Raw genomic sequence first — 26,287 nt, 5'->3', positions numbered from 1 at the left:
ACGTGCAGGCCGAATACGCCTTTAGCCGCCATCAATTTAAGGGATATAACCGGGGCGGAGAAGGTGCATATAAATCCATAGAGAAGAAAACGAAGCTAAAGGAACCATGAAATTTTTCGACTGAACAAAACGCCGATTTTGCGGGTTAGATCAATAAAAACAAGGGGATGAATTTTTAGCCTTTTAATATATTCACGTGCAGAATAAGTAAATCAAATCGATAGTCTCAAAACTTGCGGATCGCCCATGCGGAGCCGATTGACAATGTTTTTGGCGATGGCATGATGCGCATGAAATTTGAACTTCCTCACGGTTTTTATTCATGTCCACCTATACCCGTCCCGTCATGCTTTTGCTGTGCGGGCTACTTTTGTTGACCCTGGCCATTGCGGTACTGAATACGCTTGTGCCGCTGTGGCTTGCTCAGGCAAACCTTCCGACCTGGCAGGTGGGGATGGTCAGCTCGTCTTATTTTACCGGCAATCTGGTCGGGACGTTATTTACCGGGTATTTAATTAAACGCATTGGGTTTAACCGTAGCTATTATCTTGCCTCGCTGATCTTCGCCGCGGGTTGTGTCGGGTTGGGCGTGATGGTGGGGTTCTGGAGCTGGATGAGCTGGCGTTTTATTGCCGGTATCGGCTGCGCCATGATTTGGGTGGTTGTCGAAAGCGCGTTGATGTGCAGCGGAACCTCGCATAATCGCGGGCGCCTGCTGGCTGCCTATATGATGGTCTATTACATGGGGACCTTCCTTGGACAATTATTGGTCAGTAAAGTATCTGGTGAATTGCTGCACGTTCTTCCCTGGGTGACCGGAATGATTCTGGCGGGAATTCTGCCGCTACTCTTTACCCGAATTGTAAATCAGCAAACGCAGGCACGTCATTCCTCTTCTATTAGCGCCATGCTGAAGCTACGCCAGGCGCGTCTTGGCGTGAATGGTTGCATTATTTCCGGCATTGTTCTTGGTTCATTATATGGCCTGATGCCGTTATATCTGAAGCATCAGGGGATGGCTAACGCCAGCATCGGTTTCTGGATGGCGGTGCTGGTGAGCGCCGGCATTTTGGGGCAATGGCCAATGGGACGTCTGGCGGACAAATTTGGTCGCTTGCTGGTGTTACGCGTACAGGTCTTCGTTGTCATACTCGGTAGTATTGCCATGTTAACCCAGGCGGCGATGGCGCCAGCTCTGTTTATTCTGGGGGCGGCGGGTTTTACGCTTTATCCCGTCGCAATGGCCTGGGCCTGTGAAAAAGTCGAACATCACCAGCTTGTGGCAATGAACCAGGCGCTGTTGTTAAGTTATACAGTAGGGAGCCTGTTGGGGCCGTCTTTTGCTGCGATGTTAATGCAGAATTATTCAGATAATCTGCTGTTTATTATGATCGCCAGCGTATCGTTTATTTATCTGCTGATGCTGTTACGTAACGCCGGCCAGACGCCTAATCCTGTCGCCCACATCTAACTGTTCTCTGAATCGTATGCAGGACGTGAGTCTTGCATACTCTTTGTTTATGTTTTACGTAAAATAATTGACCTGCATAATTTTCTTGCTTTACTGAAAAATAAAATGTGCCGAAGGTTATAATTTTGCGCTCCTCTATTTTCTCTCTTCGTCTTTACCGCGCATAATTCCCCGCTTCATTTATAGTAATAGCATTGTGTTCACGAAGGATCACGTTATGCCGAATGTGCAGGAAAAACAGTTGCGATGGTACAACATCGCCCTGATGTCGTTTATTACCGTTTGGGGATTCGGCAATGTTGTCAATAACTATGCTAACCAGGGGTTAGTGGTTGTCTTCTCCTGGGTGTTTATTTTTGCGCTCTATTTTATTCCTTATGCCTTAATCGTGGGGCAACTGGGCTCAACCTTCAAAGAGGGAAAAGGGGGCGTCAGTACCTGGATTAAGCATACGATGGGGCCGGGGTTGGCTTACCTTGCGGCATGGACGTATTGGGTCGTGCATATTCCCTACCTGGCGCAAAAGCCGCAGGCGATACTCATTGCATTGGGATGGGCTTTAAAAGGCGACGGCTCGTTGATAAAAGAATATACCGTCGTTGCCTTGCAGGGGCTGACGCTGGCATTGTTTGTTTTCTTTATGTGGGTTGCTTCCCGGGGGATGAAATCGCTAAAGGTTGTTGGATCTGTGGCCGGAATTGCCATGTTTATCATGTCAATTTTATATGTTGTGATGGCAGTGACCGCGCCAGCAATTACAAACGTTGAAATTGCGACCACTAACATCACCTGGCAGTCATTTATTCCTCATATCGATTTTACCTATATCACCACCATCTCTATGTTGGTCTTTGCGGTTGGTGGGGCAGAGAAGATCTCGCCTTACGTTAACCAGACGCGGAATCCAGGAAAAGAATTTCCGAAGGGGATGCTCTTTTTAGCCGTCATGGTTGCGGTCTGCGCTATCCTCGGTTCGTTGGCGATGGGAATGATGTTTGATTCCCGGCATATACCTGACGATTTAATGACCAATGGGCAATATTATGCATTCCAGAAATTGGGTGAGTATTACCATATGGGTAATTCATTAATGGTGATTTATGCCATTGCCAATACTCTGGGGCAAATCGCCGCGCTGGTGTTTTCTATTGATGCGCCACTAAAAGTATTGCTGGGTGATGCAGACAGTAAATATATCCCGCAGCGCTTATGCCGTACTAACGCTTCAGGTACGCCAGTTAACGGTTATTTGCTGACATTGGTGTTGGTCGCTATCTTGATTATGTTGCCAACGCTTGGCATCGGCGATATGAACAACCTGTACAAATGGCTGCTTAATCTCAACTCAGTTGTTATGCCGCTGCGCTATCTGTGGGTATTTGTCGCCTTTATTGCTGTCATTCGACTGGCGAAAAAGTACAAACCCGAATATGTGTTTATTCGCAACCGGGCGTTGGCGTTAACTGTGGGAATATGGTGTTTTGCCTTCACCGCGTTTGCCTGCCTTACCGGTATTTTCCCCAAAATGGAGGCGTTCACACCGGAGTGGACATTCCAGCTGACGTTGAACATCGTGACGCCTTTTGTCCTGGTCGGGTTGGGGTTAATTTTCCCACTGCTGGCGCGTAGAAACACATAACGACGCTCTTTTCCACGGCGCTCCTGTCAGGCGAGCGCCTTTTAAGGTCACAGGTGCCTGGGTTCCAGGCGGAGACCATGGTATTAACAGGCACCGGGTCAGCAATAGTTGTCAGACCTTCAACCCAGCAGCAGATAAGCGACTCTGTATTTAATACCTGGTAAGCGCAATATTGTTAACCAGGCCTGTCTGACGGCGGAGTCGGGTATTTTAGCGGTAAGAGCGTTATCCAGACAGCAAAACGGCTACCGTCACGGGTAGCCGTTTAAAAGCGGATAAGATAGCAGGCGATTAATACATCACTTTATGACCATACTGCTCAAGAATGCCCTTCACACGCTCCATGGTCTCTTTTTTAGGCGGCTTCACGCCATCCAGTTTATATTCTTCGCCCATTGCCACCCATTTATGTTTGCCCAGCTCATGATAGGGCAGCAGTTCGATTTTTTCGACATTCCCCATATCGCGGGTAAACTCACCCAGGCGATGCGCGGAATCATCGTCGTCAGACCAGCCGGGAACGACAACGTAACGGATCCAGACCTTCACATTTTTCTTTGATAAATACTGAGCGAATTCCAGCGTCCGGTGATTAGAGACACCGACCAGATTCTGGTGGATCTCATCATTCATCTGCTTGAGATCGAGCATCACCAGATCGGTAACGTCCAGCAATTCATCAATCACCGGGTCATAACGGCGCACAAAGCCGTTGGTGTCGAGACAGGTGTGGATACCTTCTTTTTTACAGGCGCGAAACCAGTCGCGTACAAATTCTGCCTGCAAAATGGCCTCGCCGCCGGATGCCGTCACGCCGCCGCCAGAAGCATTCATAAAATGCCGATAGGTCACCACCTCTTTCATTAAGTCTTCAACGGTGATTTCTTTACCGCCATGCGTATCCCATGTGTCGCGGTTATGGCAATACAGGCAGCGCATCAGGCAGCCCTGGAAAAAGGTAATAAAGCGGATGCCTGGGCCATCAACGGTGCCACAGGATTCAAAGGAGTGAATGCGACCAATAACCGGCTTTTTATCAGCAGTTACTGCAACACTTTCATTTGTAATACAATCGGTTAAGTTACTCATATCGCTTCGGCTAGCTCTAAATAACATGGGGTTTATGGACACATTCCGGGCATGTTGAGCACCCTGGTAAGGGGGTTGCATCCTGTAAAAAAGCGGTACTGCGAGCGTAAATTTTGGACTACAGAATGTGTGGCTGTTCCAGAATGTGCTGCAATGGAGCTATTTTACCTCTATTCAGTATAAAATATACGGCAAATCTATGCTGTATAACTTGCACCACCAGAAATTCTGGCTCATTCATCAGCTCGTAACGCCCGAACCGCAATACATACTGCAAGTGTATCATCCATAGCGCCCTGGTTTTGCTGTTTATGATCCGCCTCTTTTTTCAAATGGTTGGCGCCGTTTTGTTGTGGTCAGAACGAAAATAATTCTCAACATAATTCAGATGTGTCCAAAGAACGTTATGCGCTGTCCAGCGCCTGGCGCCGCATTCAACATGCAATCAGGTCTAAATCTGATGTTATTTCTAAAGCCGGACTGATTCAATCTCTTAAATAGAGTGTGGCTTTAATCAAAAAATGAGAGCAACGGATTGAATTTTGCTTTCGCGGTAAATAATCAAAGGAGTTATTATGCCAGTTACGTTAAGTTTTGGTAATCGTCATAACTATGAAGTTAATGCTTCACGGCTAGTCCGTTTGATGAGTTCTGACAAAGAAGAAGCGCTATACATGGGGGTATGGGATAGATTTAAGGACTGCTTCAGAACACACAAAAAAAGAGAGGTACTGGAGGTATTATATACACTCATCCATGGATGTGAACGTGAAAATCAAGCTGACCTTAATGTTGATACAGTCGGTATGGAGAAGATATATGCCTTTGCACAATTAAAACAATATGCTAATCCATCTCAACAAGACCGCTTTGTTATGCGTTTTGATGTGAGTCAGACACAAGTTTCATTTGAGATTGATGGCAAGGTTATTGATAAATGTAATTTGCATCGTATCCTCAATGTTTCAGAAAACTGTATTTTTAAAGTGATGGAAGAAGATGAAGAAGAGTTGTTTTTTAAAGTATGTATTAAGTATGGAGAAAAAATTGCTTGCTATCCAGAATTATTAGAAAACTTTGCTTTTAAACTTAGGCAGGAAGTTAATGAAGATGATGAAATTAAGGATGAAGTTTATAAGCTTATGCGATCTGGAGAAGATCGAAAAATGGCATGTGTTGAATGGAATGGTACGCTTACTGAGGATGAGATGGATAAACTACGCTGTCTTCAAATGGGGTCTTTTGAGATTTCTACCCAATTTTGTAAAATAGGTTACTGGGAATTAGAGGGAGAAGTCCTGTTTGATATGTTTCATCCAACACTTATCTATCTGCTACATGGATATATGCCGTCATTGTCATGTGATTTTACAGAAGCTAACACCATGCTGTTTTCTGATGTATTAAATAAGGATTATGATGATTATCAAAATAATAAAAGAGAAATTGATGCTATTCTGAGAAGAATATATAGATCACATAATAACACTTTATTTATAAGTAAAAATTCTGGTTGTCGAAATATGCTTTTATAAAAATTAAAAAGGCCCCACTGACATGGAGCCTTTTTTGTACGCTTTTTATGGCGTAATTTCAGTCAAACCCATTACATGGTCTGCGTGAAGGTACGAGTAATAACGTCCTGCTGCTGTTCTTTCGTCAGGGAGTTAAAACGTACTGCGTAACCAGATACACGGATGGTCAGCTGCGGATATTTTTCCGGATGTTCCATCGCGTCCAGCAGCATTTCACGGTTCATGACGTTGACGTTCAGGTGCTGACCGCCTTCGATGGACGCTTCGTGGTGGAAGTAACCATCCATCAGACCTGCCAGGTTAGTCTTACGAACTTCGTCGTCTTTACCCAGTGCGTTCGGAACGATAGAGAAGGTATAAGAAATACCATCTTTCGCGTAAGCAAACGGCAGTTTAGCAACGGAGGTCAGAGAAGCGACAGCGCCTTTCTGGTCACGACCGTGCATCGGGTTAGCACCTGGTCCGAACGGCGCGCCAGCACGACGACCATCCGGGGTGTTACCAGTTTTCTTACCATACACAACGTTAGAAGTGATGGTCAGAACAGACTGCGTCGGGATAGCGCCACGGTAGGTGGTCAGTTTCTGAATTTTCTTCATGAAACGTTCTACCAGGTCAACCGCCATGTCATCTACACGAGCGTCGTTGTTACCAAACTGCGGGTATTCGCCTTCGATTTCGAAGTCGATAGCCAGACCATCTTCGTCACGAATCGGTTTAACTTTCGCATATTTGATGGCAGACAGGGAGTCAGCCGCAACGGACAGACCTGCGATACCACACGCCATGGTGCGGATAACGTCACGGTCGTGCAGCGCCATCAGAGAGGCTTCGTAGCTGTACTTGTCGTGCATGTAGTGGATAACGTTCAGCGCGGTGACATACTGTTTAGCCAGCCAGTCCATGAAGTGATCCATGCGATCCATCACTTCGTCGAAGTTCAGAACATCGCCTTTGATCGGTTCGGATTTCGGACCAACCTGCATTTTCAGTTTTTCATCAACGCCGCCGTTGATTGCATACAGCATGGTTTTCGCCAGGTTTGCACGCGCACCGAAGAACTGCATTTGTTTACCAACGATCATCGGGCTTACGCAGCATGCGATAGCGTAGTCATCGTTGTTGAAGTCCGGACGCATCAGGTCATCGTTCTCGTACTGCAGAGAAGAGGTGTCGATGGAGACTTTAGCGGCGAATTTCTTGAAGTTCAGCGGCAGTTTTTCAGACCACAGAACGGTGATGTTCGGCTCCGGAGACGGCCCCATGGTGTACAGGGTGTTCAGGAAGCGGAAGCTGTTTTTGGTGACCAGAGTACGGCCGTCAACGCCCATACCACCGATAGATTCGGTTGCCCAAATCGGGTCGCCGGAGAACAGTTCATCATATTCAGGAGTACGCAGGAAGCGAACCATACGCAGTTTCATGACCAGGTGGTCAATCATTTCCTGTGCGTCTTGCTCGGTGATTTTGCCTGCTTTCAGGTCACGTTCGATGTACGCATCCAGGAAGGTGGATACACGACCGAAGGACATTGCTGCGCCGTTCTGAGATTTAACCGCAGCCAGGTAACCGAAGTAAGTCCACTGGATTGCTTCCTGAGCGTTAGTCGCCGGGCCAGAGATATCGCAGCCGTATTTAGCCGCCATTTCTTTGATCTGACCCAGAGCGCGGTGCTGTTCAGCGATTTCTTCACGCAGACGGATAGTCGCTTCCAGATTTACGCCGTTTTCCAGATCGGATTGCAGAGACGTAAACTGCGCGAATTTGTCTTTCATCAGGTAGTCGATACCGTACAGCGCTACGCGACGGTAGTCACCGATGATACGGCCACGGCCATACGCATCCGGCAGACCGGTCAGAACGCCAGATTTACGGCAACGCAGGATGTCCGGAGTATAAACATCGAATACGCCCTGGTTGTGGGTCTTACGGTATTCGGTGAAGATTTTTTTGAGCATTGGGTCCAGCTCGCGATTGTACGCTTTGCAGGAACCTTCAACCATTTTGATGCCGCCGAACGGGATAATCGCACGTTTCAGCGGAGCTTCAGTCTGCAGACCAACAATTTTCTCAAGCGCTTTGTTGATGTAGCCAGCGTCGTGAGAAGTGATGGTGGAAGCAACGGAGGTGTCAAAGTCAACAGGCGCGTGAGTGCGGTTTTCCTGTTTAACGCCTTCCATTACGCTGTCCCACAGCTTGGTGGTCGCGTCAGTAGCGCCAGCCAGGAAGGACTCGTCACCCTCATACGGAGTGTAGTTTTTCTGAATGAAGTCACGGACGTTTACTTCATTCTGCCAGTCACCTTTGGTAAAACCTTCCCAGGCTGTGGCTAACTTTTCATTAAGCTCGGACATGTAACACCTACCTTCTTAAGTGGATTTTTTATTTACTGCGTGTAATGGGCATCAACAGATTAATGATGCTCGTTACCACGCAGGTAAATGACCCAGTATGTCAACCCGACCAACAAACCGCCGCCGATAATATTACCGATCGTGACCGGAATCAGGTTATCAGTGATGAAGCTCATCACGGTCAGGTGAGAAAAACTTTCCGGAGACGAACCGACTGCGGTCCAAAACTCCGGTGTAGCGAAATCGCGTATTACAATACCCATAGGAATCATAAACATGTTTGCGATACTGTGCTCAAAACCGCTGGCGACAAACATGGCGACGGGCAGTACCATGATGAACGCTTTGTCCATCAGGCTACGACCTGAGTAGCTCATCCACACGGCCAGACAAACCATCAGGTTCGCCAGAATACCGAGGCAGACAGCTTCAATAAAAGTGTGGTGCATTTTGTGGTCGGCGGTTTGCAGGACGTTAAGTCCCCATTGACCGTTGGCAGTCATATACTCGCCGGAAAGCCACATCAGTAACACGAAAAGCAGAGCGCCAATCAGGTTACCAAAATAGACGTTTAACCAGTTTTTAGCCAGTTGCCCCCAGGTGATGCGACCGCTAGCTTTAGCTACAACGATCAGAACAGTAGAGGTGAAAAGATCAGCGCCGCAAATAACACAGAGAATCAGTCCCAAAGAGAAACAGATACCCCCGATAAGTTTCGCCATACCATAAGGCATCGCGCCAGTACCGGTTGTCGCAGTAATATAAAAAACAAAGGCAATTGAAATGAATACGCCGGCGGTAATCGCCAGATAGAAAGTCTTAAGCGGATGTTTCGTTGCTTTATAGACGCCTGCTTCTTCAGCCACTTTGGCCATTGCTGCAGGGAGTAAAAGGTCAAAAGGGTTGTCAGCTTTCACACTAACTCTCTCTTTATTAAGTCGGCGACGAGATACTAACAAAGCATTATAGATGAGAATTTGATATAGATCATATCTCGCCTGGCTTATAGGCCCGTAAGTCGCATGGCTTTTATGCAATTACGGTGTAACTTTTTGATTATCCTAATAAAAATAAATTTTAAAAATTATAAATAGAGTTGAATTTTTTCCTGACTCCTCCTGCTGCACGGTTAATTAATATGGAGTAATCAACAAATAAAGTAACATCACTATGTCAATTAATTTAATATCAACAACCAATATTTAACCTTGTTATTACATTTTTCGCCGTTTAGCGAAAATAAATAAAACGGGGCCGCAAAGGCGCCCCGTAATATAACGCAGCCGAGAGGGTAAACCTACCCTAAGTCACTCATATGGCCTTATTTTGACCAGTATGCCGCTTTCGCGCGCTGTAATTTATCATACGCTTTTAACAAGGACTGATGCGCCGGGAACGCTTGTAGATCGTGGTCGACAGCTGGTAGCCCGTAAAAAGCCGCTTCACCGCTAAGCGCAGCGCTGGCGGCTTCTACAGCCTCCGCGCCATACATTTTTATAAAAGCATTGAGATATTGCAGCGGCTGACGCGCATCCTCTTGCGACAGGAGCAGCAGCGTTTGCAGGCAACGGTAATAGTTTGCGCGTGCCGGACTAAAGACCGACGAATTGAACTCCATCGTCCATTCTGTCCAGATTAGCGCCTGCTCCAAATCGCCGCCCGCTAACGCTAGCATTGCTTTTAATTCGCCGACGCGCAGTGTATACCAACCATTGTCCGCTCCGGTCGCCAGACCCAACAGTTCACGCACGCGGGTGAAATCGTCAAAACCTTCTTCATCCAATTGTTCAATCAGATTGAGATAGTCTTCTTTATTCCAGGCGCTACCGGGCAGCGAAAGCAGAGTCTCACGAAGATGGCTACCCATATTGTTGTTGGCCAGCCACAGATCTTCGGCAGGATAAATATCAGACATTCCCGGTACGATAATACGACAGGCGTATACGCCGAGATGCTCGTAATCGGCAATGTAAACTTCTTTATCTTCAGCAGCAAAGATGGCCATCAGCGTGGCGAATTCTTCTTCGGTAGTGCCGGAAAAACTCCAGTCCGTGAACGGGTAATCGGCGTCCTGTTTGAACAGATCCCAGGAAATCAGGCCGCTGGAGTCGATGAAGTGGGTCTCCAGATTAGTGTGCTCCGCGACTTCTTCATCATCGAACGTTGGCGGGGTGAAGACATCAAGATCTTTCAGACCGCGTCCCTGGAGTAGTTCGGTCACTGTACGTTCCAACGCAACGCCAAAGTCAGGATGGGCGCCAAAAGAAGCAAAGCAGGTACCGTTAGCCGGGTTGAACAGCACGACGCAGATAACCGGATACTTACCGCCCAGCGAGCCGTCATAGGCGAAAATCGGGAAACCCTCGGCTTCCAGCGTGGCGATTGACTCCATTACCGCCGGATAACGCGCCATCACCTCTGCGGGAATCTCCGGCAGACTGATACTTTCTGCAATGATACGATTTTTCACATAGCGCTCGAAGACTTCCGACAGTCCCTGAACGCGGGCTTCATTACGCGTATTGCCGGCGGACATTCCGTTAGAGACATACAAGTTGCCGATAATATTCATCGGAATATACACGGTCTGGTTATCGGACTGACGGGTAAATGGCAGGCCGCAGACGCCGCGTTCTTCATTGCCGGACTGAAGATCAATTAACTGGCTTCCGGTGAGTTCATTTTCCGGATCGTAAAACGCGCGCAGACGGGCATCAAGCAAGCCTTCCGGTACGTCGTCATTTTCAGTCAGCGGGAACCACTTTTCATTCGGATAATGCACGAATGGCCCGTTGGCAACCGTTTCGCCAAGCCAGAAATCAGCAAAAAAGTAGTTGGTTGACAGACGCTCGAAGTATTCGCCCAGCGCCGAGGCCAGCGCCGCTTTTTTGGTCGCGCCTTTTCCGTTGGTAAAGCATAACGCGCACTCTTTATCGCGAATATGCACTGACCAGACGTTTGGCACCGGGTTCAGCCAGGAGGCCTCTTCGATGTGAAAGCCGAGGTCGAGTAACTTTTGCTGGAAGCGGGCGATGGAGTCTTCCAGCGCGGCGTCTTTGCCGGGAATAAATGTTTGCGTCATGAAAATCACTTTTGTCGTACGGAAAGCGCGCAATGATACGGGTTTTATGTGACGGGCGCTATCTCGCCGGGACATCGGCGGAAATAAAAGTATTGGCTATGCTTTTACACTGGAATTCACAGGAAGAGCATAAAAAATGAAAGCATTTGATTTGCAACGAATGGCGCTGGATAACGTGCCGGTAGCGTTTTTGGGGGAAGTGGCGCTACGTAGCTTTTACACCTTTGTTCTGGTGTTTCTTTTCTTAAAGGTGACAGGACGACGCGGCGTACGGCAAATGTCGCTTTTTGAAGTGCTGATCATTTTGACATTGGGGTCGGCGGCAGGCGACGTCGCGTTTTATGATGACGTTCCGATGCTCCCTGTTCTGGTGGTATTCATCACCCTGGCGCTGCTCTATCGCCTGGTCATGTGGCTGATGGCGCATAGTGAAAAGTTGGAAGATCTGCTGGAAGGCAAGTCGGTAGTCATTGTTGAAGACGGCGAACTGGCGTGGGAAAAACTGCAGCGCTCGAACATGACGGAGTTTGAGTTTTTTATGGAGCTTCGCTTGAATGGCGTTGAGCAACTGGGGCAGGTCAGACTGGCTATCCTGGAGACAAACGGACAAATCAGCGTCTATTTCTTTGAAAATAAAGACGTTAAGCCGGGGTTAAGCATTCTTCCTGAGCACTGTACGCCACGCTTTATCGTGGTGCCGGAGGCTGGCGACTATGCCTGCGTACGTTGCAGTGAAGTGATACGCATGAACGTCGGGGAAAAGCAATTATGTCCGCGCTGCGCAAATCCAGAATGGACGAAGGCAAGCCGGGCTAAACGCGTTGTTTAACAGCGAAAATATCGGATTTATACGGTTAATCCGGAAGATTCTGTTGTGTGACGCATGCCGCATTTTCTCCTCGCATTGTTTTACCCATTGCGGCGCGTGTCACTGAATGATAAAACCGATATTCACATGAATAACGTTTGCCTGATGTCTGTCAGGCAGGAAACAATGCAGCGTGGTGAGGGGAAATGGCTCAGGTCTTTAATTTTAGTTCAGGTCCGGCGATGCTACCGGCGGAAGTACTTAAACTGGCGCAACAGGAACTGCGTGACTGGCACGGTCTTGGTACGTCGGTAATGGAAATTAGCCATCGAGGCAAAGAGTTTATCCAGGTCGCTGAAGAAGCGGAGCAGGATTTTCGCGATCTCCTTAATATCCCCTCCAACTATAAAGTTTTATTTTGTCACGGCGGCGGTCGCGGGCAGTTTGCTGGCGTGCCGCTCAATCTGCTGGGCGATAAAACCACGGCGGATTATGTCGATGCTGGTTACTGGGCGGCGAGCGCCATCAAAGAAGCCAAAAAATACTGTGCGCCGCAGATTATCGACGCCAAAATCACCGTGGACGGCAAACGTGCCGTAAAACCGATGCGCGAGTGGCAGCTTTCCGATAACGCCGCTTATTTACACTATTGCCCGAATGAGACCATTGACGGCATCGCCATTGATGAAACGCCTGATTTTGGCCCAGAGGTGATCGTCACGGCGGACTTTTCTTCTACCATCCTGTCTGCGCCGCTGGACGTCTCTCGCTATGGCGTAATTTATGCTGGCGCGCAGAAGAATATCGGTCCGGCAGGACTGACGCTGGTTATCGTCCGGGAGGATTTGTTAGGCAAGGCGCATGAGAGTTGCCCGTCCATCCTCGACTACACCGTCCTGAATGATAACGACTCGATGTTTAATACGCCGCCGACTTTCGCCTGGTATCTTTCCGGCCTGGTGTTCAAATGGTTGAAAGCGCAGGGCGGCGTGGCGGCGATGCACAAAATCAATCAGCAAAAAGCGGAGTTGCTGTACGGTGTGATTGATAACAGCGATTTCTACCGTAACGATGTCGCACAGGCCAACCGTTCGCGGATGAACGTTCCGTTCCAGTTAGCGGACAATGCGCTGGACAAGGTCTTTCTGGAAGAGTCTTTCGCCGCCGGTCTGCACGCCTTAAAAGGGCACCGTGTTGTTGGCGGTATGCGCGCCTCTATCTATAACGCCATGCCGATTGAAGGGGTAAAAGCGCTGACCGATTTCATGATCGATTTTGAGCGTCGCCACGGCTAATACGTTTCTTTTTTCATCCCCACGGCCAGTCTGTGGGGTTTTTATTTCTGTTTTTTGAGAGTTGAGTTTCATGGAATCCCTGACGTTACAACCCATCGCGCGGGTCGATGGCGCCATTAATTTACCTGGCTCCAAAAGTGTTTCAAACCGTGCTTTGCTCCTGGCGGCTTTAGCTTGTGGTAAAACCGTTCTGACGAATCTGCTGGATAGCGATGACGTCCGCCATATGCTCAATGCCCTGAGCGCGTTGGGGATCAATTACACCCTTTCTGCCGATCGCACCCGCTGTGATATCACGGGTAATGGCGGCGCATTACGTGCGCCAGGCGCTCTGGAACTGTTTCTCGGTAATGCCGGAACCGCGATGCGTCCGTTAGCGGCAGCGCTATGTCTGGGGCAAAATGAGATAGTGTTAACCGGCGAACCGCGTATGAAAGAGCGTCCGATAGGCCATCTGGTCGATTCGCTGCGTCAGGGCGGGGCGAATATTGATTACCTGGAGCAGGAAAACTATCCGCCCCTGCGTCTGCGCGGCGGTTTTACCGGCGGCGACATTGAGGTTGATGGTAGCGTTTCCAGCCAGTTCCTGACCGCTCTGCTGATGACTGCGCCGCTGGCGCCTGAAGACACAATTATTCGCGTTAAAGGCGAACTGGTATCAAAACCTTACATCGATATCACGCTAAATTTAATGAAAACCTTTGGCGTGGAGATAACGAACCATCACTACCAACAATTTGCCGTGAAGGGCGGTCAACAGTATCACTCTCCGGGTCGCTATCTGGTCGAGGGCGATGCCTCGTCAGCGTCCTATTTTCTCGCCGCCGGGGCGATAAAAGGCGGCACGGTAAAAGTGACCGGGATTGGCCGCAAAAGTATGCAGGGCGATATTCGTTTTGCCGATGTGCTGGAGAAAATGGGCGCGACCATTACCTGGGGCGATGATTTTATTGCCTGCACGCGCGGCGAATTGCACGCCATAGATATGGATATGAACCATATTCCGGATGCGGCGATGACGATTGCCACCACGGCGCTGTTTGCGAAAGGAACCACGACGTTGCGCAATATTTATAACTGGCGAGTGAAAGAAACCGATCGCCTGTTCGCGATGGCGACCGAGCTACGTAAAGTGGGCGCTGAAGTCGAAGAAGGGCACGACTATATTCGTATCACGCCGCCGGCGAAGCTCCAACACGCGGATATTGGCACGTACAACGACCACCGTATGGCGATGTGTTTCTCACTGGTCGCACTGTCCGATACGCCAGTCACGATCCTGGACCCTAAATGTACCGCAAAAACGTTCCCTGATTATTTCGAACAACTGGCGCGAATGAGTACGCCTGCCTAAGTCTTCTGTTGCGCCAGTCGACGGGCTGGCGCGCCGAGTCCGTATTCGCACTATTTTTATAATTATGACTAATGCTAATTTGTTGATGATTTAACACATTGATTTATGTGTTTTTTATAATAGTTATCAACGGAAGATTAGTATGAAAAATAAATCATTATTACTGGCGGTGGCGATTTCCGCTACGCTACTGGCAGGATGTAAAAATGGCGTGAATGGCAATTTAATCGCCAGTTCCGGCATGTCAGCCTACAAAGCCGCCACACTGTCCGATGCGGATGTTAAGGCATTATCTAATAATGCCTGTAAACAAATGGACAGCGAGAATCAACTGGCAGGTTCGAAAAGCAAATACACCAAACGTCTGAGCAAAATCGCCAAAGCGCTGGGTAACAACATTGACGGTACGCCGGTTAGCTATAAAGTCTATATGACCAGCGATATCAACGCATGGGCGATGGCGAACGGTTGCGTTCGCGTATACTCCGGCCTGATGGATCTGATGACCGATAATGAAATTGAAGGCGTACTGGGCCATGAACTGGGCCATGTCTCTTTAGGGCACTCCCGCAAGGCAATGCAGACCGCCTATGCCACGCTGGCGGCTCGCGATGCGATTTCCGCCACCAGCGGTGTCGCAGCGCAGCTTTCCCAGTCTCAATTGGGCGATCTGGCGGAAGGCGTCATCAATTCGGCGTTTTCTCGCAGTCAGGAGTCGGATGCGGATGATTTCTCTTACGATCTGCTGAAAAAACGCGGGATTAACACCCAGGGCTTAGTCACGGCATTCGATAAATTCGCCACAATGGACGCAGGTCATGCAAAATCATTGATGGACTCCCACCCGGCTTCAGCCGATCGCGCGCAGCATATGCGCGACAGAATTGCCGAAGATAAAAAGTAAATCATTGTCATCTTTCGGGCTGGTTTCTCGCCGGCCCGCTATAATTGCGCAATTATTCCGCATCTGATTACAGACAAAACTGGTTTTTGCACGCAACGTTAACGGTCGCGAGCGTTGGCGCGTATAATGCGCGGCGTTTACGTTAACGGTACGCCTGTTTAAGGAGATAAAGATGACGGCAATTGCCCCGGTAATAACCATTGATGGCCCAAGCGGTGCAGGTAAAGGCACCTTGTGCAAAGCAATGGCGGAAGCATTGCAATGGCATCTGCTGGATTCCGGCGCGATATACCGCGTACTGGCGCTGGCGGCATTGCATCACCATGTCGATCTTGCCTCTGAAGATGCGCTGGTGCCGCTGGCGTCCCATCTGGACGTGCGTTTCGTCTCAACGGACGGCAACCTGGAAGTTATCCTGGAAGGAGAGGACGTTAGCGGCGAAATTCGTACGCAGGAAGTCGCGAACGCGGCATCCCAGGTGGCGGCATTCCCACGCGTGCGTGAAGCGCTTCTTCGCCGCCAACGTGCATTCCGCGAAGCGCCTGGTTTAATCGCCGATGGACGCGATATGGGGACCGTGGTCTTCCCGGATGCGCCGGTAAAAATTTTCCTTGACGCCTCCTCGGAGGAACGTGCGTATCGACGTATGCTACAGTTGCAGGAGAATGGCTTTAGTGTTAACTTTGAACGCCTTTTGGCCGAGATCAAGGAACGCGACGATCGCGATCGTAATCGCGCTGTAGCACCGTTAGTTCCTGCTGCTGATGCATTAGTTTTGGATTCTACCCGATTAAGCATTGAGCAAGTGATTGAAAAAGCGTTACAATATGCGCGCCAAAAATTGGCTCTCGCTTAAATGCGACCGAATTTGTAGTACCCCCGTTGCAAAGGATTGACAGCGGGTATGTTAAACAACCCCATCCGGCACGGAGCCAGGTGGACGTTAAATATGAAACCTGAAGATTAAACATGACTGAATCTTTTGCTCAACTCTTTGAAGAATCCTTAAAAGAAATCGAAACCCGCCCGGGTTCCATCGTTCGTGGTGTTGTTGTTGCTATCGACAAAGACGTAGTACTGGTTGACGCCGGTCTGAAATCTGAGTCTGCCATTCCGGCTGAGCAGTTCAAAAACGCCCAGGGCGAACTGGAAATCCAGGTTGGTGACGAAGTTGACGTTGCTCTGGATGCAGTAGAAGACGGCTTCGGTGAAACTCTGCTCTCTCGTGAGAAAGCTAAACGTCACGAAGCATGGATCACGCTGGAAAAAGCTTACGAAGATGCTGAAACTGTTACCGGTGTTATCAACGGCAAAGTTAAGGGTGGCTTCACTGTTGAGCTGAACGGTATTCGCGCGTTCCTGCCGGGTTCTCTGGTAGACGTTCGTCCGGTGCGTGACACTCTGCACCTGGAAGGCAAAGAGCTTGAATTCAAAGTAATCAAGCTGGACCAGAAACGTAACAACGTTGTGGTTTCTCGTCGTGCCGTTATCGAATCCGAAAACAGCGCAGAACGCGATCAGCTGCTGGAAAACCTGCAGGAAGGCATGGAAGTTAAAGGTATCGTTAAGAACCTCACTGACTACGGTGCATTCGTTGATCTGGGCGGCGTTGACGGCCTGCTGCACATCACTGATATGGCCTGGAAACGCGTTAAGCATCCGAGCGAAATCGTGAACGTTGGCGACGAAATCAACGTGAAAGTGCTGAAATTCGACCGCGAGCGTACCCGTGTATCCCTGGGCCTGAAACAGCTGGGCGAAGATCCGTGGGTAGCTATCGCTAAACGTTATCCGGAAGGTACCAAACTGACCGGTCGCGTGACCAACCTGACCGACTACGGCTGCTTCGTTGAAATCGAAGAAGGCGTTGAAGGCCTGGTTCACGTTTCCGAAATGGACTGGACCAACAAAAACATCCACCCGTCCAAAGTGGTTAACGTTGGCGACGTAGTGGAAGTGATGGTTCTGGATATCGACGAAGAACGTCGTCGTATCTCCTTGGGTCTGAAGCAGTGCAAATCTAACCCGTGGCAGCAGTTCGCAGAAACCCACAACAAGGGCGACCGCGTTGAAGGTAAAATCAAGTCTATCACTGACTTCGGTATCTTCATCGGCCTGGACGGCGGCATCGACGGCCTGGTTCACCTGTCTGACATCTCCTGGAACGTTGCAGGCGAAGAAGCAGTTCGTGAATACAAAAAAGGCGACGAAATCGCTGCAGTTGTTCTGCAGGTTGACGCAGAACGTGAACGTATCTCCCTGGGCGTTAAACAGCTCGCAGAAGATCCGTTCAACAACTGGGTTGCTTTGAACAAGAAAGGCGCTATCGTAACCGGTAAAGTCACTGCAGTTGACGCGAAAGGCGCAACCGTAGAACTGGCTGACGGCGTTGAAGGTTACCTGCGTGCTTCTGAAGCATCCCGTGACCGCGTTGAAGATGCGACTCTGGTTCTGAGCGTTGGCGACGACGTTGAAGCTAAATTCACCGGCGTTGATCGTAAAAACCGCGCAATCAGCCTGTCTGTTCGTGCGAAAGACGAAGCTGACGAGAAAGATGCCATCGCAACTGTTAACAAACAGGAAGATGCAAACTTCTCTAACAACGCAATGGCTGAAGCATTCAAAGCAGCTAAAGGCGAGTAATCCTCTGAAACTTCGGGCCTTTTAGTCCGAAGTATAACGAGATTACTTGACAGATTGCAGGTTTCGGCCTGTAATCAAGCACTAAGGGCGGCTACGGCCGCCCTTAATCAATCTCACGGCTGCAGCCAATTTGCCTTTAAGGAACCGGAGGAATCATGACCAAGTCAGAATTGATTGAAAGACTTGCAACCCAGCAATCTCACATTCCCGCTAAGGCGGTTGAAGACGCGGTAAAAGAGATGCTGGAGCATATGGCCTCGACTCTTGCGCAGGGCGAGCGTATTGAAATCCGCGGTTTCGGCAGTTTTTCTTTGCATTACCGCGCGCCTCGTACCGGACGTAACCCCAAGACCGGCGATAAAGTGGAACTGGAAGGAAAATACGTTCCTCACTTTAAACCGGGTAAAGAACTGCGCGATCGCGCCAATATTTACGGTTAAGTTTTAACGCAAAACTTGAACCCGAAAAAAGCACCTCCAGGGTGCTTTTTTCATTTATACGCCGTCAGGCGCAAACGCTATTCGACCGAAAACTGGAAAACGTTTCGCATTTTTTGCTGCGTCTTACATTTATCAGGTAAAAAACCTGGAATCCGCGCCGTATAGCACAAAATCCCCTCCAGACAATGGCGTCCTGAACCTGCACACTTTCCCGCACAGGGAGGTGTCTATGAAGATAACGACGGTCAGCGTATGCGTAGTATGCGGCATACTTCCGCTCATGATATTGCCAGTATTACCTGACACGTGGATTCTGGCGGTGCTGTTTTGTCTGGCATGTTTGCTTTGCCTCATACCTCATCACTATGCGCGCTACGCGGCATTAACTTTGCTCTTTTTCATGTGGGGGATATTTGCCGCCAGGCAGGCCATCTGGGCGGGAAACGTCCTGCCCGCCGCGACGCAGGAGGCGACAGTCGTCATTACTGCCACCGATCATATGACCACTCATTATGGGCGAATCACCCATTTGCGCGGAAAGCCGCTCTTTCCTGCTGTAGGGATTGTCCTGCATGGCCAGTACTTACCCACGGAAGTGTGTGCCGGGCAACAGTGGGCGATGACGCTGAAGGTCAGAGCGGTACACGGACAGCTTAACGAAGGCGGTTTTGATAGCCAACGTTACGCGCTGGCGCAGCACCAACCATTGACCGGGCGTTTTCTACAGGCTAAAGCGATTAACCCTGAGTGTAGTTTGCGTGGGCGCTATCTTGCTTCGCTTCGCGCTACGCTTGCGCCTTATCCGTGGCAACAGGTTATTCTGGCGTTGGGAATGGGGGAGCGGGGAGAGGTGTCGCAGGAGGTGAAGGCCGTTATGCGCGATACGGGGACTGCCCATTTGATGGCGATTTCCGGCCTGCATATCGCTTTTGCCGCGTTATTGGCTGCCGGATTAATCCGTGGCGGACAATTCTTTTTGCCGGCCAGATGGATTCGTTGGCAGACGCCATTGCTGGGCGGCATTCTTTGCGCGATATGTTATGCCTGGCTTACCGGTTTACAACCGCCTGCGCTGCGCACGGTGGCGGCACTGAGCGTCTGGGGAGGATTAAAATTAAGCGGACGACAGTGGAGCGGCTGGCAAGTCTGGTGCTGCTGTCTGGCCGCGATTATTTTCGCCGACCCTGTGGCGGTTATATCACAAAGTCTTTGGCTGTCAGCATTTGCGGTTGCCGGCCTGTTATTCTGGTATCAGTGGTTTCCTGCGCCAAACGGAAATTTTCCACGGGGCTTACGCTGGTTGCTTAACCTGCTTCACCTACAGGCAGGCATTACACTTCTGCTTTTGCCTCTCCAGGTGGCGCTTTTTCATGGCATAAGCGTTACCGCAATGCTGGCGAATCTTTTTGCCGTACCCTGGGTCACATTTGTGACGGTTCCACTCATCCTGGCGGGAATGATTCTGCATTTAACCGGGCCGTTTTTTCTTGAAGAGTGGGTATGGTACCTGACCGATCGCGCGTTAGCCGCGCTATTTTACCTGTTGAATGCTTTACCGCAGGGCTGGGTGAATATTGATAACCGTTGGCAGTGGCTGACGTTTTTGCCCTGGCTAATGCTTATCGCGTGGCGATTAAACGTCTGGCGTACCTGGCCGGCGGTCTGTTTATGCGGGTTATTGTTGATGAGCTGGCCACTCTGGCGACCGATAAACGCCAGCGGATGGCAGGTGCATATGCTGGATGTCGGTCAGGGGCTGGCGATAGCGATCGTCAGGGGCGATAAAGTAATACTCTACGATACCGGTCGGGCATGGCCGGAGGGCGACAGCGGGCAACAGGTTATTATTCCCTGGTTGCGCTGGCATAATCTGACGCCGGAGGGCGTTATTTTGAGTCATGAGCATCTGGATCATCGGGGCGGGCTGCGTTCGCTACAGCAGGTCTGGCCGTCAATGTGGATTCGCAGCCCATTAGGCTGGCAGGGACATTTGCCCTGTTTTCGCGGCGAGCAGTGGCAATGGCAGGGGCTAACGTTTCAGGCGCACTGGCCGTTACGCAAAAGTGCCGATCGAGGAAATAACCGCTCCTGTGTGGTCAAAGTGGATGATGGCGTACATAGCATCCTGCTCACGGGCGATATCGAAGCGGGCGCTGAACAAAAAATGCTAAGTCGTTACTGGCGACATCTTGCGGCGACGTTTATCCAGGTGCCGCATCATGGTAGTAATACGTCGTCGTCGCTACCATTTATTCAGCGCGTACATGGTGAAGCGGCGCTGGCGTCCGCATCGCGCTATAACGCATGGCGGCTGCCGTCCCGCAAGGTAAAACAGCGCTACCGACAACAGGCGTATCAGTGGTTTGATACACCCCACCAGGGGCAAATTTCGCTGCGGTTTTCTCCGCAGGGCTGGCGCATACAAGGCTTGCGGGATCAAATTTTACCTCGCTGGTATCATCAGTGGTTTGGCGTGTCCGAGGATAACGGGTAGAATATGCGGCTATTTCAACAAATGCTGGTTTTTTGAATGCATAACGATAAAGATCTCTCTACGTGGCAGACCTTCCGCCGACTGTGGCCAACCATAGCGCCTTTTAAAGCAGGTCTGATCGTGGCGGGCATAGCGTTAATTCTCAACGCAGCCAGCGATACCTTCATGCTATCGCTCCTCAAGCCATTACTGGATGATGGTTTCGGTAAAACGGATCGCTCAGTGTTGCTGTGGATGCCGCTGGTGGTTATTGGGCTGATGATATTACGAGGCATCACTAGCTATATCTCCAGCTACTGTATTTCATGGGTGTCAGGCAAGGTGGTAATGACCATGCGCCGTCGCCTGTTTGGCCATATGATGGGAATGCCCGTCGCCTTCTTTGATAAACAGTCTACCGGTACGCTGCTGTCGCGTATTACATACGATTCAGAACAGGTTGCCTCTTCTTCATCTGGCGCGCTGATTACCGTGGTGCGTGAAGGGGCATCGATCATCGGATTGTTTATCATGATGTTCTATTACAGCTGGCAGCTGTCGATCATCCTGGTTGTTCTGGCGCCGATTGTGTCGATTGCGATTCGCGTTGTCTCAAAGCGGTTCCGCAGCATCAGTAAAAATATGCAGAACACGATGGGACAAGTGACTACCAGCGCTGAACAAATGCTGAAAGGACACAAAGAGGTACTGATTTTCGGCGGTCAGGAAGTCGAAACTAAACGCTTTGATAAAGTCAGCAATAAGATGCGACTGCAAGGTATGAAAATGGTCTCTGCCTCGTCAATTTCCGATCCTATCATTCAGCTCATTGCCTCGCTGGCGCTGGCGTTTGTTCTCTATGCTGCGAGCTTCCCAAGTGTAATGGATAGCCTGACGGCAGGGACCATCACCGTGGTGTTCTCCTCCATGATCGCGCTGATGCGTCCATTAAAATCTCTGACAAACGTTAACGCGCAGTTCCAGCGTGGGATGGCGGCTTGTCAGACGTTGTTTGCGATTCTGGACAGCGAACAGGAGAAAGATGAAGGTAAACGTGTCATTGACCGCGCGACCGGCGATCTCGAATTCCGCAATGTGACGTTTACTTACCCGGGCCGTGAAGTGCCGGCATTGCGTAACATCAATTTGAAAATTCCTGCCGGGAAAACCGTGGCGCTGGTGGGGCGTTCCGGATCGGGTAAATCAACTATCGCCAGTCTGATCACCCGTTTCTACGATATTGATGAAGGACACATCCTGATGGATGGTCACGATCTACGCGAATACACTCTGGCCTCTCTACGTAATCAGGTGGCGCTGGTTTCGCAAAACGTGCATCTGTTTAACGACACGGTCGCTAATAACATTGCTTATGCCCGGACGGAAGAATACAGCCGCGAGCAGATTGAAGAGGCGGCGCGCATGGCCTATGCCATGGACTTTATCAACAAGATGGATAATGGCCTGGATACCATTATCGGCGAAAACGGCGTACTGCTTTCCGGCGGTCAACGCCAGCGTATCGCGATTGCCCGCGCCTTACTGCGCGACAGCCCGATTCTGATCCTTGATGAAGCTACGTCCGCGCTGGATACCGAGTCCGAACGTGCGATTCAGGCCGCGTTGGATGAGCTGCAAAAAAACCGTACCTCTCTGGTGATTGCGCATCGTCTCTCCACCATCGAACAGGCGGATGAGATCGTTGTGGTCGAAGACGGTATTATCGTTGAGCGCGGCACTCATAGCGAGCTGCTGGCACAACACGGCGTTTACGCCCAGCTACATAAGATGCAATTTGGCCAATGATTGCGCGTATCTGGTCGGGTGAATCCCCGCTATGGCGGTTACTGCTGCCGCTCTCCTGGCTGTATGGCCTGGTGAGCGGGGCGATTCGTCTGAGCTATAAGCTTGGTTTTAAACGCGCCTGGCGAGCGCCGGTACCGGTGGTTGTGGTAGGGAATCTTACGGCTGGCGGTAACGGTAAAACACCCGTAGTTATTTGGCTGGTGGAAAAGCTGCAACAGCGTGGCGTGCGCGTGGGGGTCGTTTCCCGCGGCTACGGCGGCAAAGCTGCCGCTTATCCGCTGCTCCTGACGCCGGAGACGACAACCGCAGAAGCGGGAGATGAACCGGTATTGATTTATCAACGGACCGGCGCGCCTGTCGCGGTGGCGCCTGAACGCGCCGCGGCGGTGAAAGCGATTCTGGCGGCGCATAATGTGCAGATTATTATCACCGACGATGGGTTGCAGCATTACCGACTAGCGCGAGATATTGAAATTGTGGTGATTGACGGCGTGCGCCGTTTTGGCAACGGCTGGTGGCTTCCTGCCGGTCCTATGCGCGAACGCGCCAGTCGCCTGAAAACCGTGGATGCCGCTATCGTCAATGGCGGCGTCGCCCGGGCAGGCGAAATACCCATGCAGCTAGCGCCTGGACTGGCGGTGAACTTACGTACGGGAGCGCGTTGCGATGTGGCGCAACTGAGCAATATTGTGGCGATGGCGGGCATCGGTCATCCGCCGCGATTTTTCGCGACGCTGGAAGCCTGTGGCGCGCATCCGCAAAAGTGTGTCCCGCTGGCCGATCATCAAACGCTCGCCCCTGCTGACGTTCAGGCGTTGGTCGGTGAAGGGCAGACCCTGGTAATGACGGAAAAAGACGCGGTGAAATGCCGCGCTTTTGCCGAAGATAACTGGTGGTTCTTACCGGTTGATGCGCGTTTGTCCGGTGAGCAGCCTGATAAGTTGCTTCAACATATCACCTCGCTGGTTCGCTAGCGTACCCCAATGCAGCGGCAGTGATGAATTTATGGAGCCATGAATGTCATTGCCGTACCTTTCTCTTTCCCAGGCCCGGTGTCTTCACCTTGCTGCGCAGGGGCTATTGAAAAAGCCGCGCCGTAACGCGATGCCTGGCGATGTTCTTGCCGCCATCTCACGCATGGCGTTGTTGCAAATTGATACCATCAATGTTGTCGCACGTAGCCCCTATCTGGTGCTGTTTAGCCGTCTCGGTTCGTACCCGCAGGCCTGGCTGGATGAGGCGCTGCGACGCGGCGAGTTAATCGAATACTGGGCGCATGAGGCCTGTTTCTTACCACGCCGCGACTTTAAACTTATCCGCCATCGTATGCTGTCGCCGGAAAAGATGGGCTGGAAATATCGCGCGGCATGGATGCATGAGCACGCGGAAGAAATAGAACAGCTAGTGCGGCATATTCAGGAGCACGGTCCGGTGCGTTCTGCCGATTTTGAACATGCGCGGAAAGGCGTCAGCGGCTGGTGGGAATGGAAACCACATAAACGCCACCTTGAGGGTTTATTTACCGCCGGAAAAGTCATGGTTGTTGAGCGGCGTAATTTTCAACGTGTATATGATTTAACGCCCCGTGTGATGCCGCACTGGGATGATGAACGCGATGGACTGTCACAGCCGCAGGCGGAAAGCCTGATGCTGGATAATAGCGCGCGCAGTCTGGGGATTTTCCGTGAACAGTGGCTGGCGGATTACTACCGCCTGAAACGTCCTGACCTGAAGGGATGGCGGGAGAGCCGGGCGGAACAGCAGCAGATTATTCCGGTCGAGGTGGAAACGTTGGGGCGGATGTGGCTTCATGCCGATCTTCTTTCGCAGCTTGAACCGGCGCTAAATAACGCCTTAAAGGCGACCCATAGCGCAGTGCTGTCGCCTTTCGATCCTGTGGTATGGGATCGCAAGCGGGCAGCGCAGCTTTTCGGATTTAACTATCGGCTGGAATGTTATACGCCTGCGGCGAAGCGCCAGTACGGTTATTTTGTGCTGCCGCTATTATACCAGGGCCGTTTAGTCGGGCGAATGGATGCCAAAATGCACCGTAAAACGGGGGTGCTTGAGGTTATCTCGCTGTATCTGGAGGACGATATCCGCCCTGGCGTTAGTCTGCAAAAAGGAATCTGGCAGGCTATTAGCGCGTTTGCTGCCTGGCAACGGGCATCGCGCGTGACGCTGGGACAATGTCCGCCAGGCCTGTTTAGCGCCATGCGTCATGGCTGGGAAATAGACCCTGCATCATAACCGATTATGTTAATATTGAAGGATTCACAATCCGGTCCATCTGGAGGAACTATGGATCATCGTCTGCTTGAAATCATCGCCTGCCCGGTATGTAACGGCAAACTCTGGTATAACCAGGAAAAGCAAGAATTAATTTGCAAACTGGATAATCTCGCTTTCCCGTTACGCGACGGCATTCCTGTATTGCTGGAAAATGAAGCTCGCGCCCTGACATCTGATGAGAGTAAATCATGAGTTTCGTCGTCATCATTCCGGCCCGTTTTTCATCTACCCGACTGCCAGGCAAACCATTAGTGGATATTAATGGTAAGCCCATGATTGTTCATGTCCTGGAGCGGGCGCGTGAATCTGGCGCGGAACGCATTATTGTCGCGACCGATCATGAAGACGTGGCTCGTGCGGTAGAAGCGGCTGGCGGCGAAGTGTGCATGACGCGCGCCGATCACCAGTCCGGCACCGAACGGTTGGCGGAAGTGGTAGAGAAGTGCGGATTCAGCGACGATACCGTTATTGTGAACGTTCAGGGCGATGAGCCGATGATCCCGGCGGTTATTATTCGCCAGGTCGCGGAAAATCTGGCGCAGCGCCAGGTTGGCATGGCGACGCTGGCGGTGCCGATTCACAGCGCCGAAGAAGCGTTTAACCCGAATGCGGTAAAAGTCGTGTTGGATGCCGAAGGCTATGCGCTTTACTTTTCCCGGGCGACGATTCCCTGGGATCGCGACCGCTTTGCAAAAAGCCTGGAAACGGTAGGGGATACTTGCCTGCGTCACCTGGGCATTTATGGCTATCGAGCGGGTTTTATCCGCCGTTACGTGAGCTGGCAACCCAGCCCGCTGGAACATATTGAAATGCTGGAGCAACTCCGTGTGCTGTGGTACGGCGAAAAAATTCATGTCGCCGTCGCCAAAGCGGTGCCCGGCACGGGCGTAGACACCGCCGACGACCTGGAGCGCGTGCGCGCTGAAATGCGTTAACATGATCCTGTTCATGATCGTCTTAGACGGTCATGAACAGCGCGGTATGATAGCGCAAAGATGAATACTCACGTCTGCTCACTAGTGGCGGCTTTCTCGTACCGTTACGATTTTCCTCATTTTTCTTTTCTTCCCTTGATCTGATACGGGTGACATCTGTCCATACG

20 protein-coding genes and 1 pseudogene are annotated in these 26,287 nt (G+C 50.7%); 16 read left to right on the top strand and 5 right to left on the bottom strand.

What is annotated here, in order from left to right:
* The first annotated feature begins 322 nt into the window (after window positions 1–322).
* Both LCS67_RS14215 and LCS67_RS14210 read left to right on the top strand, forming a co-directional pair.
* Window positions 323–1,471 (top strand): MFS transporter, encoded by a 1,149-nt coding sequence (locus LCS67_RS14215; protein WP_000109271.1) that lies wholly within the window; start codon window positions 323–325, stop codon window positions 1,469–1,471.
* A 217-nt stretch (window positions 1,472–1,688) separates the two neighbouring features.
* Entirely contained in the window at window positions 1,689–3,110 is a 1,422-nt protein-coding gene (locus tag LCS67_RS14210; protein ID WP_001134263.1) for an APC family permease, read from the top strand.
* Window positions 3,111–3,401: 291 nt separating this feature from the next.
* On the opposite strand, the gene pflA is transcribed toward LCS67_RS14210, so the two are convergent.
* Together pflA and LCS67_RS14200 are read right to left on the bottom strand one after the other, a co-directional pair.
* A complete protein-coding gene (gene pflA, locus LCS67_RS14205; protein ID WP_000067928.1) occupies window positions 3,402–4,199 on the bottom strand; it encodes a pyruvate formate lyase 1-activating protein in 798 nt (265 codons plus the stop codon).
* Window positions 4,200–4,317: 118 nt separating this feature from the next.
* Window positions 4,318–4,644 (bottom strand): annotated as a pseudogene (locus LCS67_RS14200) (cytoplasmic protein).
* 130 nt (window positions 4,645–4,774) lie between these two features.
* On the opposite strand from LCS67_RS14200, the gene sopD2 reads away from it, so the two are divergent.
* The gene (gene sopD2, locus LCS67_RS14195) at window positions 4,775–5,734 is read left to right on the top strand and encodes a type III secretion system effector SopD2 (RefSeq protein WP_001145572.1); all 960 of its coding nucleotides are present in this window, start codon (window positions 4,775–4,777) and stop codon (window positions 5,732–5,734) included.
* Window positions 5,735–5,805: 71 nt separating this feature from the next.
* Here the strand turns inward: sopD2 and pflB are convergent, their stop codons facing one another.
* The 3 genes from pflB to ycaO form a co-directional block, all read right to left on the bottom strand.
* Window positions 5,806–8,088, bottom strand: a complete 2,283-nt coding sequence (gene pflB / locus LCS67_RS14190) for a formate C-acetyltransferase (protein ID WP_001292803.1) — start codon at window positions 8,086–8,088, stop codon at window positions 5,806–5,808.
* Between the two features lie 59 nt (window positions 8,089–8,147).
* The gene (gene focA, locus LCS67_RS14185) at window positions 8,148–9,005 is read right to left on the bottom strand and encodes a formate transporter FocA (RefSeq protein ID WP_000642539.1); all 858 of its coding nucleotides are present in this window, start codon (window positions 9,003–9,005) and stop codon (window positions 8,148–8,150) included.
* 404 nt (window positions 9,006–9,409) lie between these two features.
* Window positions 9,410–11,170, bottom strand: a complete 1,761-nt coding sequence (gene ycaO / locus LCS67_RS14180) for a 30S ribosomal protein S12 methylthiotransferase accessory factor YcaO (RefSeq protein WP_001530487.1) — start codon at window positions 11,168–11,170, stop codon at window positions 9,410–9,412.
* A 136-nt stretch (window positions 11,171–11,306) separates the two neighbouring features.
* Here ycaO and LCS67_RS14175 point away from each other — a divergent pair, with 136 nt between their 5' ends.
* The 13 genes from LCS67_RS14175 (at window position 11,307) to kdsB (ending at window position 26,120) form a co-directional block, all read left to right on the top strand.
* Window positions 11,307–11,999 (top strand): DUF421 domain-containing protein, encoded by a 693-nt coding sequence (locus LCS67_RS14175; RefSeq protein WP_000642870.1) that lies wholly within the window; start codon window positions 11,307–11,309, stop codon window positions 11,997–11,999.
* 185 nt (window positions 12,000–12,184) lie between these two features.
* The gene (serC, locus tag LCS67_RS14170; protein ID WP_000079585.1) at window positions 12,185–13,273 is read left to right on the top strand and encodes a 3-phosphoserine/phosphohydroxythreonine transaminase; all 1,089 of its coding nucleotides are present in this window, start codon (window positions 12,185–12,187) and stop codon (window positions 13,271–13,273) included.
* Between the two features lie 70 nt (window positions 13,274–13,343).
* Window positions 13,344–14,627 (top strand): 3-phosphoshikimate 1-carboxyvinyltransferase, encoded by a 1,284-nt coding sequence (aroA, locus tag LCS67_RS14165; protein WP_079822313.1) that lies wholly within the window; start codon window positions 13,344–13,346, stop codon window positions 14,625–14,627.
* Between the two features lie 142 nt (window positions 14,628–14,769).
* Window positions 14,770–15,531 carry a M48 family metallopeptidase gene (locus LCS67_RS14160; RefSeq protein ID WP_000792301.1) on the top strand — a complete coding sequence of 254 codons (762 nt, stop codon included), beginning with the start codon at window positions 14,770–14,772 and terminating at the stop codon, window positions 15,529–15,531.
* A 172-nt stretch (window positions 15,532–15,703) separates the two neighbouring features.
* Window positions 15,704–16,387: a (d)CMP kinase gene (gene cmk, locus LCS67_RS14155; RefSeq protein WP_031564999.1), complete on the top strand. Its 684-nt coding sequence runs from the start codon at window positions 15,704–15,706 to the stop codon at window positions 16,385–16,387.
* 113 nt (window positions 16,388–16,500) lie between these two features.
* Window positions 16,501–18,174, top strand: a complete 1,674-nt coding sequence (gene rpsA, locus LCS67_RS14150) for a 30S ribosomal protein S1 (protein ID WP_000140324.1) — start codon at window positions 16,501–16,503, stop codon at window positions 18,172–18,174.
* A 155-nt stretch (window positions 18,175–18,329) separates the two neighbouring features.
* Complete coding sequence (gene ihfB / locus LCS67_RS14145) at window positions 18,330–18,614, top strand: integration host factor subunit beta (RefSeq protein WP_000167332.1); 285 nt, start codon at window positions 18,330–18,332, stop codon at window positions 18,612–18,614.
* A 229-nt stretch (window positions 18,615–18,843) separates the two neighbouring features.
* Window positions 18,844–21,108 (top strand): ComEC family protein, encoded by a 2,265-nt coding sequence (locus tag LCS67_RS14140; RefSeq protein WP_023212495.1) that lies wholly within the window; start codon window positions 18,844–18,846, stop codon window positions 21,106–21,108.
* A gap of 36 nt (window positions 21,109–21,144) precedes the next feature.
* Window positions 21,145–22,893 carry a lipid A ABC transporter ATP-binding protein/permease MsbA gene (gene msbA / locus LCS67_RS14135; RefSeq protein WP_000551246.1) on the top strand — a complete coding sequence of 583 codons (1,749 nt, stop codon included), beginning with the start codon at window positions 21,145–21,147 and terminating at the stop codon, window positions 22,891–22,893.
* Window positions 22,890–23,867, top strand: a complete 978-nt coding sequence (gene lpxK, locus LCS67_RS14130) for a tetraacyldisaccharide 4'-kinase (RefSeq protein ID WP_000561681.1) — start codon at window positions 22,890–22,892, stop codon at window positions 23,865–23,867. Before msbA ends, lpxK begins: the two co-directional genes overlap by 4 nt.
* 43 nt (window positions 23,868–23,910) lie before the next feature.
* Window positions 23,911–25,143 (top strand): winged helix-turn-helix domain-containing protein, encoded by a 1,233-nt coding sequence (locus LCS67_RS14125; protein ID WP_000056923.1) that lies wholly within the window; start codon window positions 23,911–23,913, stop codon window positions 25,141–25,143.
* Between the two features lie 51 nt (window positions 25,144–25,194).
* Window positions 25,195–25,377 (top strand): protein YcaR, encoded by a 183-nt coding sequence (gene ycaR / locus LCS67_RS14120; protein ID WP_000350055.1) that lies wholly within the window; start codon window positions 25,195–25,197, stop codon window positions 25,375–25,377.
* Entirely contained in the window at window positions 25,374–26,120 is a 747-nt protein-coding gene (kdsB, locus tag LCS67_RS14115; RefSeq protein ID WP_000011576.1) for a 3-deoxy-manno-octulosonate cytidylyltransferase, read from the top strand. The genes ycaR and kdsB overlap by 4 nt, the downstream gene beginning before the upstream one ends.
* Window positions 26,121–26,287 lie beyond the last annotated feature (167 nt).

The organism is Salmonella sp. A7 (genome assembly GCF_020181675.1).
GTDB classification, from domain to species: Bacteria; Pseudomonadota; Gammaproteobacteria; order Enterobacterales; family Enterobacteriaceae; genus Salmonella; species Salmonella enterica.
Note: the sequence above shows the minus strand (reverse complement) of the source record. Positions and strands in the feature narration are given on the sequence as shown.

What these genes read in the sequence shown, in the direction of transcription:
- LCS67_RS14210 (WP_001134263.1), top strand. Translation starts at nt 1,689, where the DNA reads ATGCCGAATGTGCAGGAAAAACAGTTGCGATGGTACAACATCGCCCTG.
- pflA (WP_000067928.1), bottom strand. Translation starts at nt 4,199, where the DNA reads ATGAGTAACTTAACCGATTGTATTACAAATGAAAGTGTTGCAGTAACT.
- lpxK (WP_000561681.1), top strand. Translation starts at nt 22,890, where the DNA reads ATGATTGCGCGTATCTGGTCGGGTGAATCCCCGCTATGGCGGTTACTG.
- pflB (WP_001292803.1), bottom strand. Translation starts at nt 8,088, where the DNA reads ATGTCCGAGCTTAATGAAAAGTTAGCCACAGCCTGGGAAGGTTTTACC.
- LCS67_RS14140 (WP_023212495.1), top strand. Translation starts at nt 18,844, where the DNA reads ATGAAGATAACGACGGTCAGCGTATGCGTAGTATGCGGCATACTTCCG.
- rpsA (WP_000140324.1), top strand. Translation starts at nt 16,501, where the DNA reads ATGACTGAATCTTTTGCTCAACTCTTTGAAGAATCCTTAAAAGAAATC.
- cmk (WP_031564999.1), top strand. Translation starts at nt 15,704, where the DNA reads ATGACGGCAATTGCCCCGGTAATAACCATTGATGGCCCAAGCGGTGCA.
- msbA (WP_000551246.1), top strand. Translation starts at nt 21,145, where the DNA reads ATGCATAACGATAAAGATCTCTCTACGTGGCAGACCTTCCGCCGACTG.
- LCS67_RS14160 (WP_000792301.1), top strand. Translation starts at nt 14,770, where the DNA reads ATGAAAAATAAATCATTATTACTGGCGGTGGCGATTTCCGCTACGCTA.
- LCS67_RS14125 (WP_000056923.1), top strand. Translation starts at nt 23,911, where the DNA reads ATGTCATTGCCGTACCTTTCTCTTTCCCAGGCCCGGTGTCTTCACCTT.
- LCS67_RS14175 (WP_000642870.1), top strand. Translation starts at nt 11,307, where the DNA reads ATGAAAGCATTTGATTTGCAACGAATGGCGCTGGATAACGTGCCGGTA.
- ihfB (WP_000167332.1), top strand. Translation starts at nt 18,330, where the DNA reads ATGACCAAGTCAGAATTGATTGAAAGACTTGCAACCCAGCAATCTCAC.
- kdsB (WP_000011576.1), top strand. Translation starts at nt 25,374, where the DNA reads ATGAGTTTCGTCGTCATCATTCCGGCCCGTTTTTCATCTACCCGACTG.
- ycaR (WP_000350055.1), top strand. Translation starts at nt 25,195, where the DNA reads ATGGATCATCGTCTGCTTGAAATCATCGCCTGCCCGGTATGTAACGGC.
- LCS67_RS14215 (WP_000109271.1), top strand. Translation starts at nt 323, where the DNA reads ATGTCCACCTATACCCGTCCCGTCATGCTTTTGCTGTGCGGGCTACTT.
- aroA (WP_079822313.1), top strand. Translation starts at nt 13,344, where the DNA reads ATGGAATCCCTGACGTTACAACCCATCGCGCGGGTCGATGGCGCCATT.
- serC (WP_000079585.1), top strand. Translation starts at nt 12,185, where the DNA reads ATGGCTCAGGTCTTTAATTTTAGTTCAGGTCCGGCGATGCTACCGGCG.
- ycaO (WP_001530487.1), bottom strand. Translation starts at nt 11,170, where the DNA reads ATGACGCAAACATTTATTCCCGGCAAAGACGCCGCGCTGGAAGACTCC.
- sopD2 (WP_001145572.1), top strand. Translation starts at nt 4,775, where the DNA reads ATGCCAGTTACGTTAAGTTTTGGTAATCGTCATAACTATGAAGTTAAT.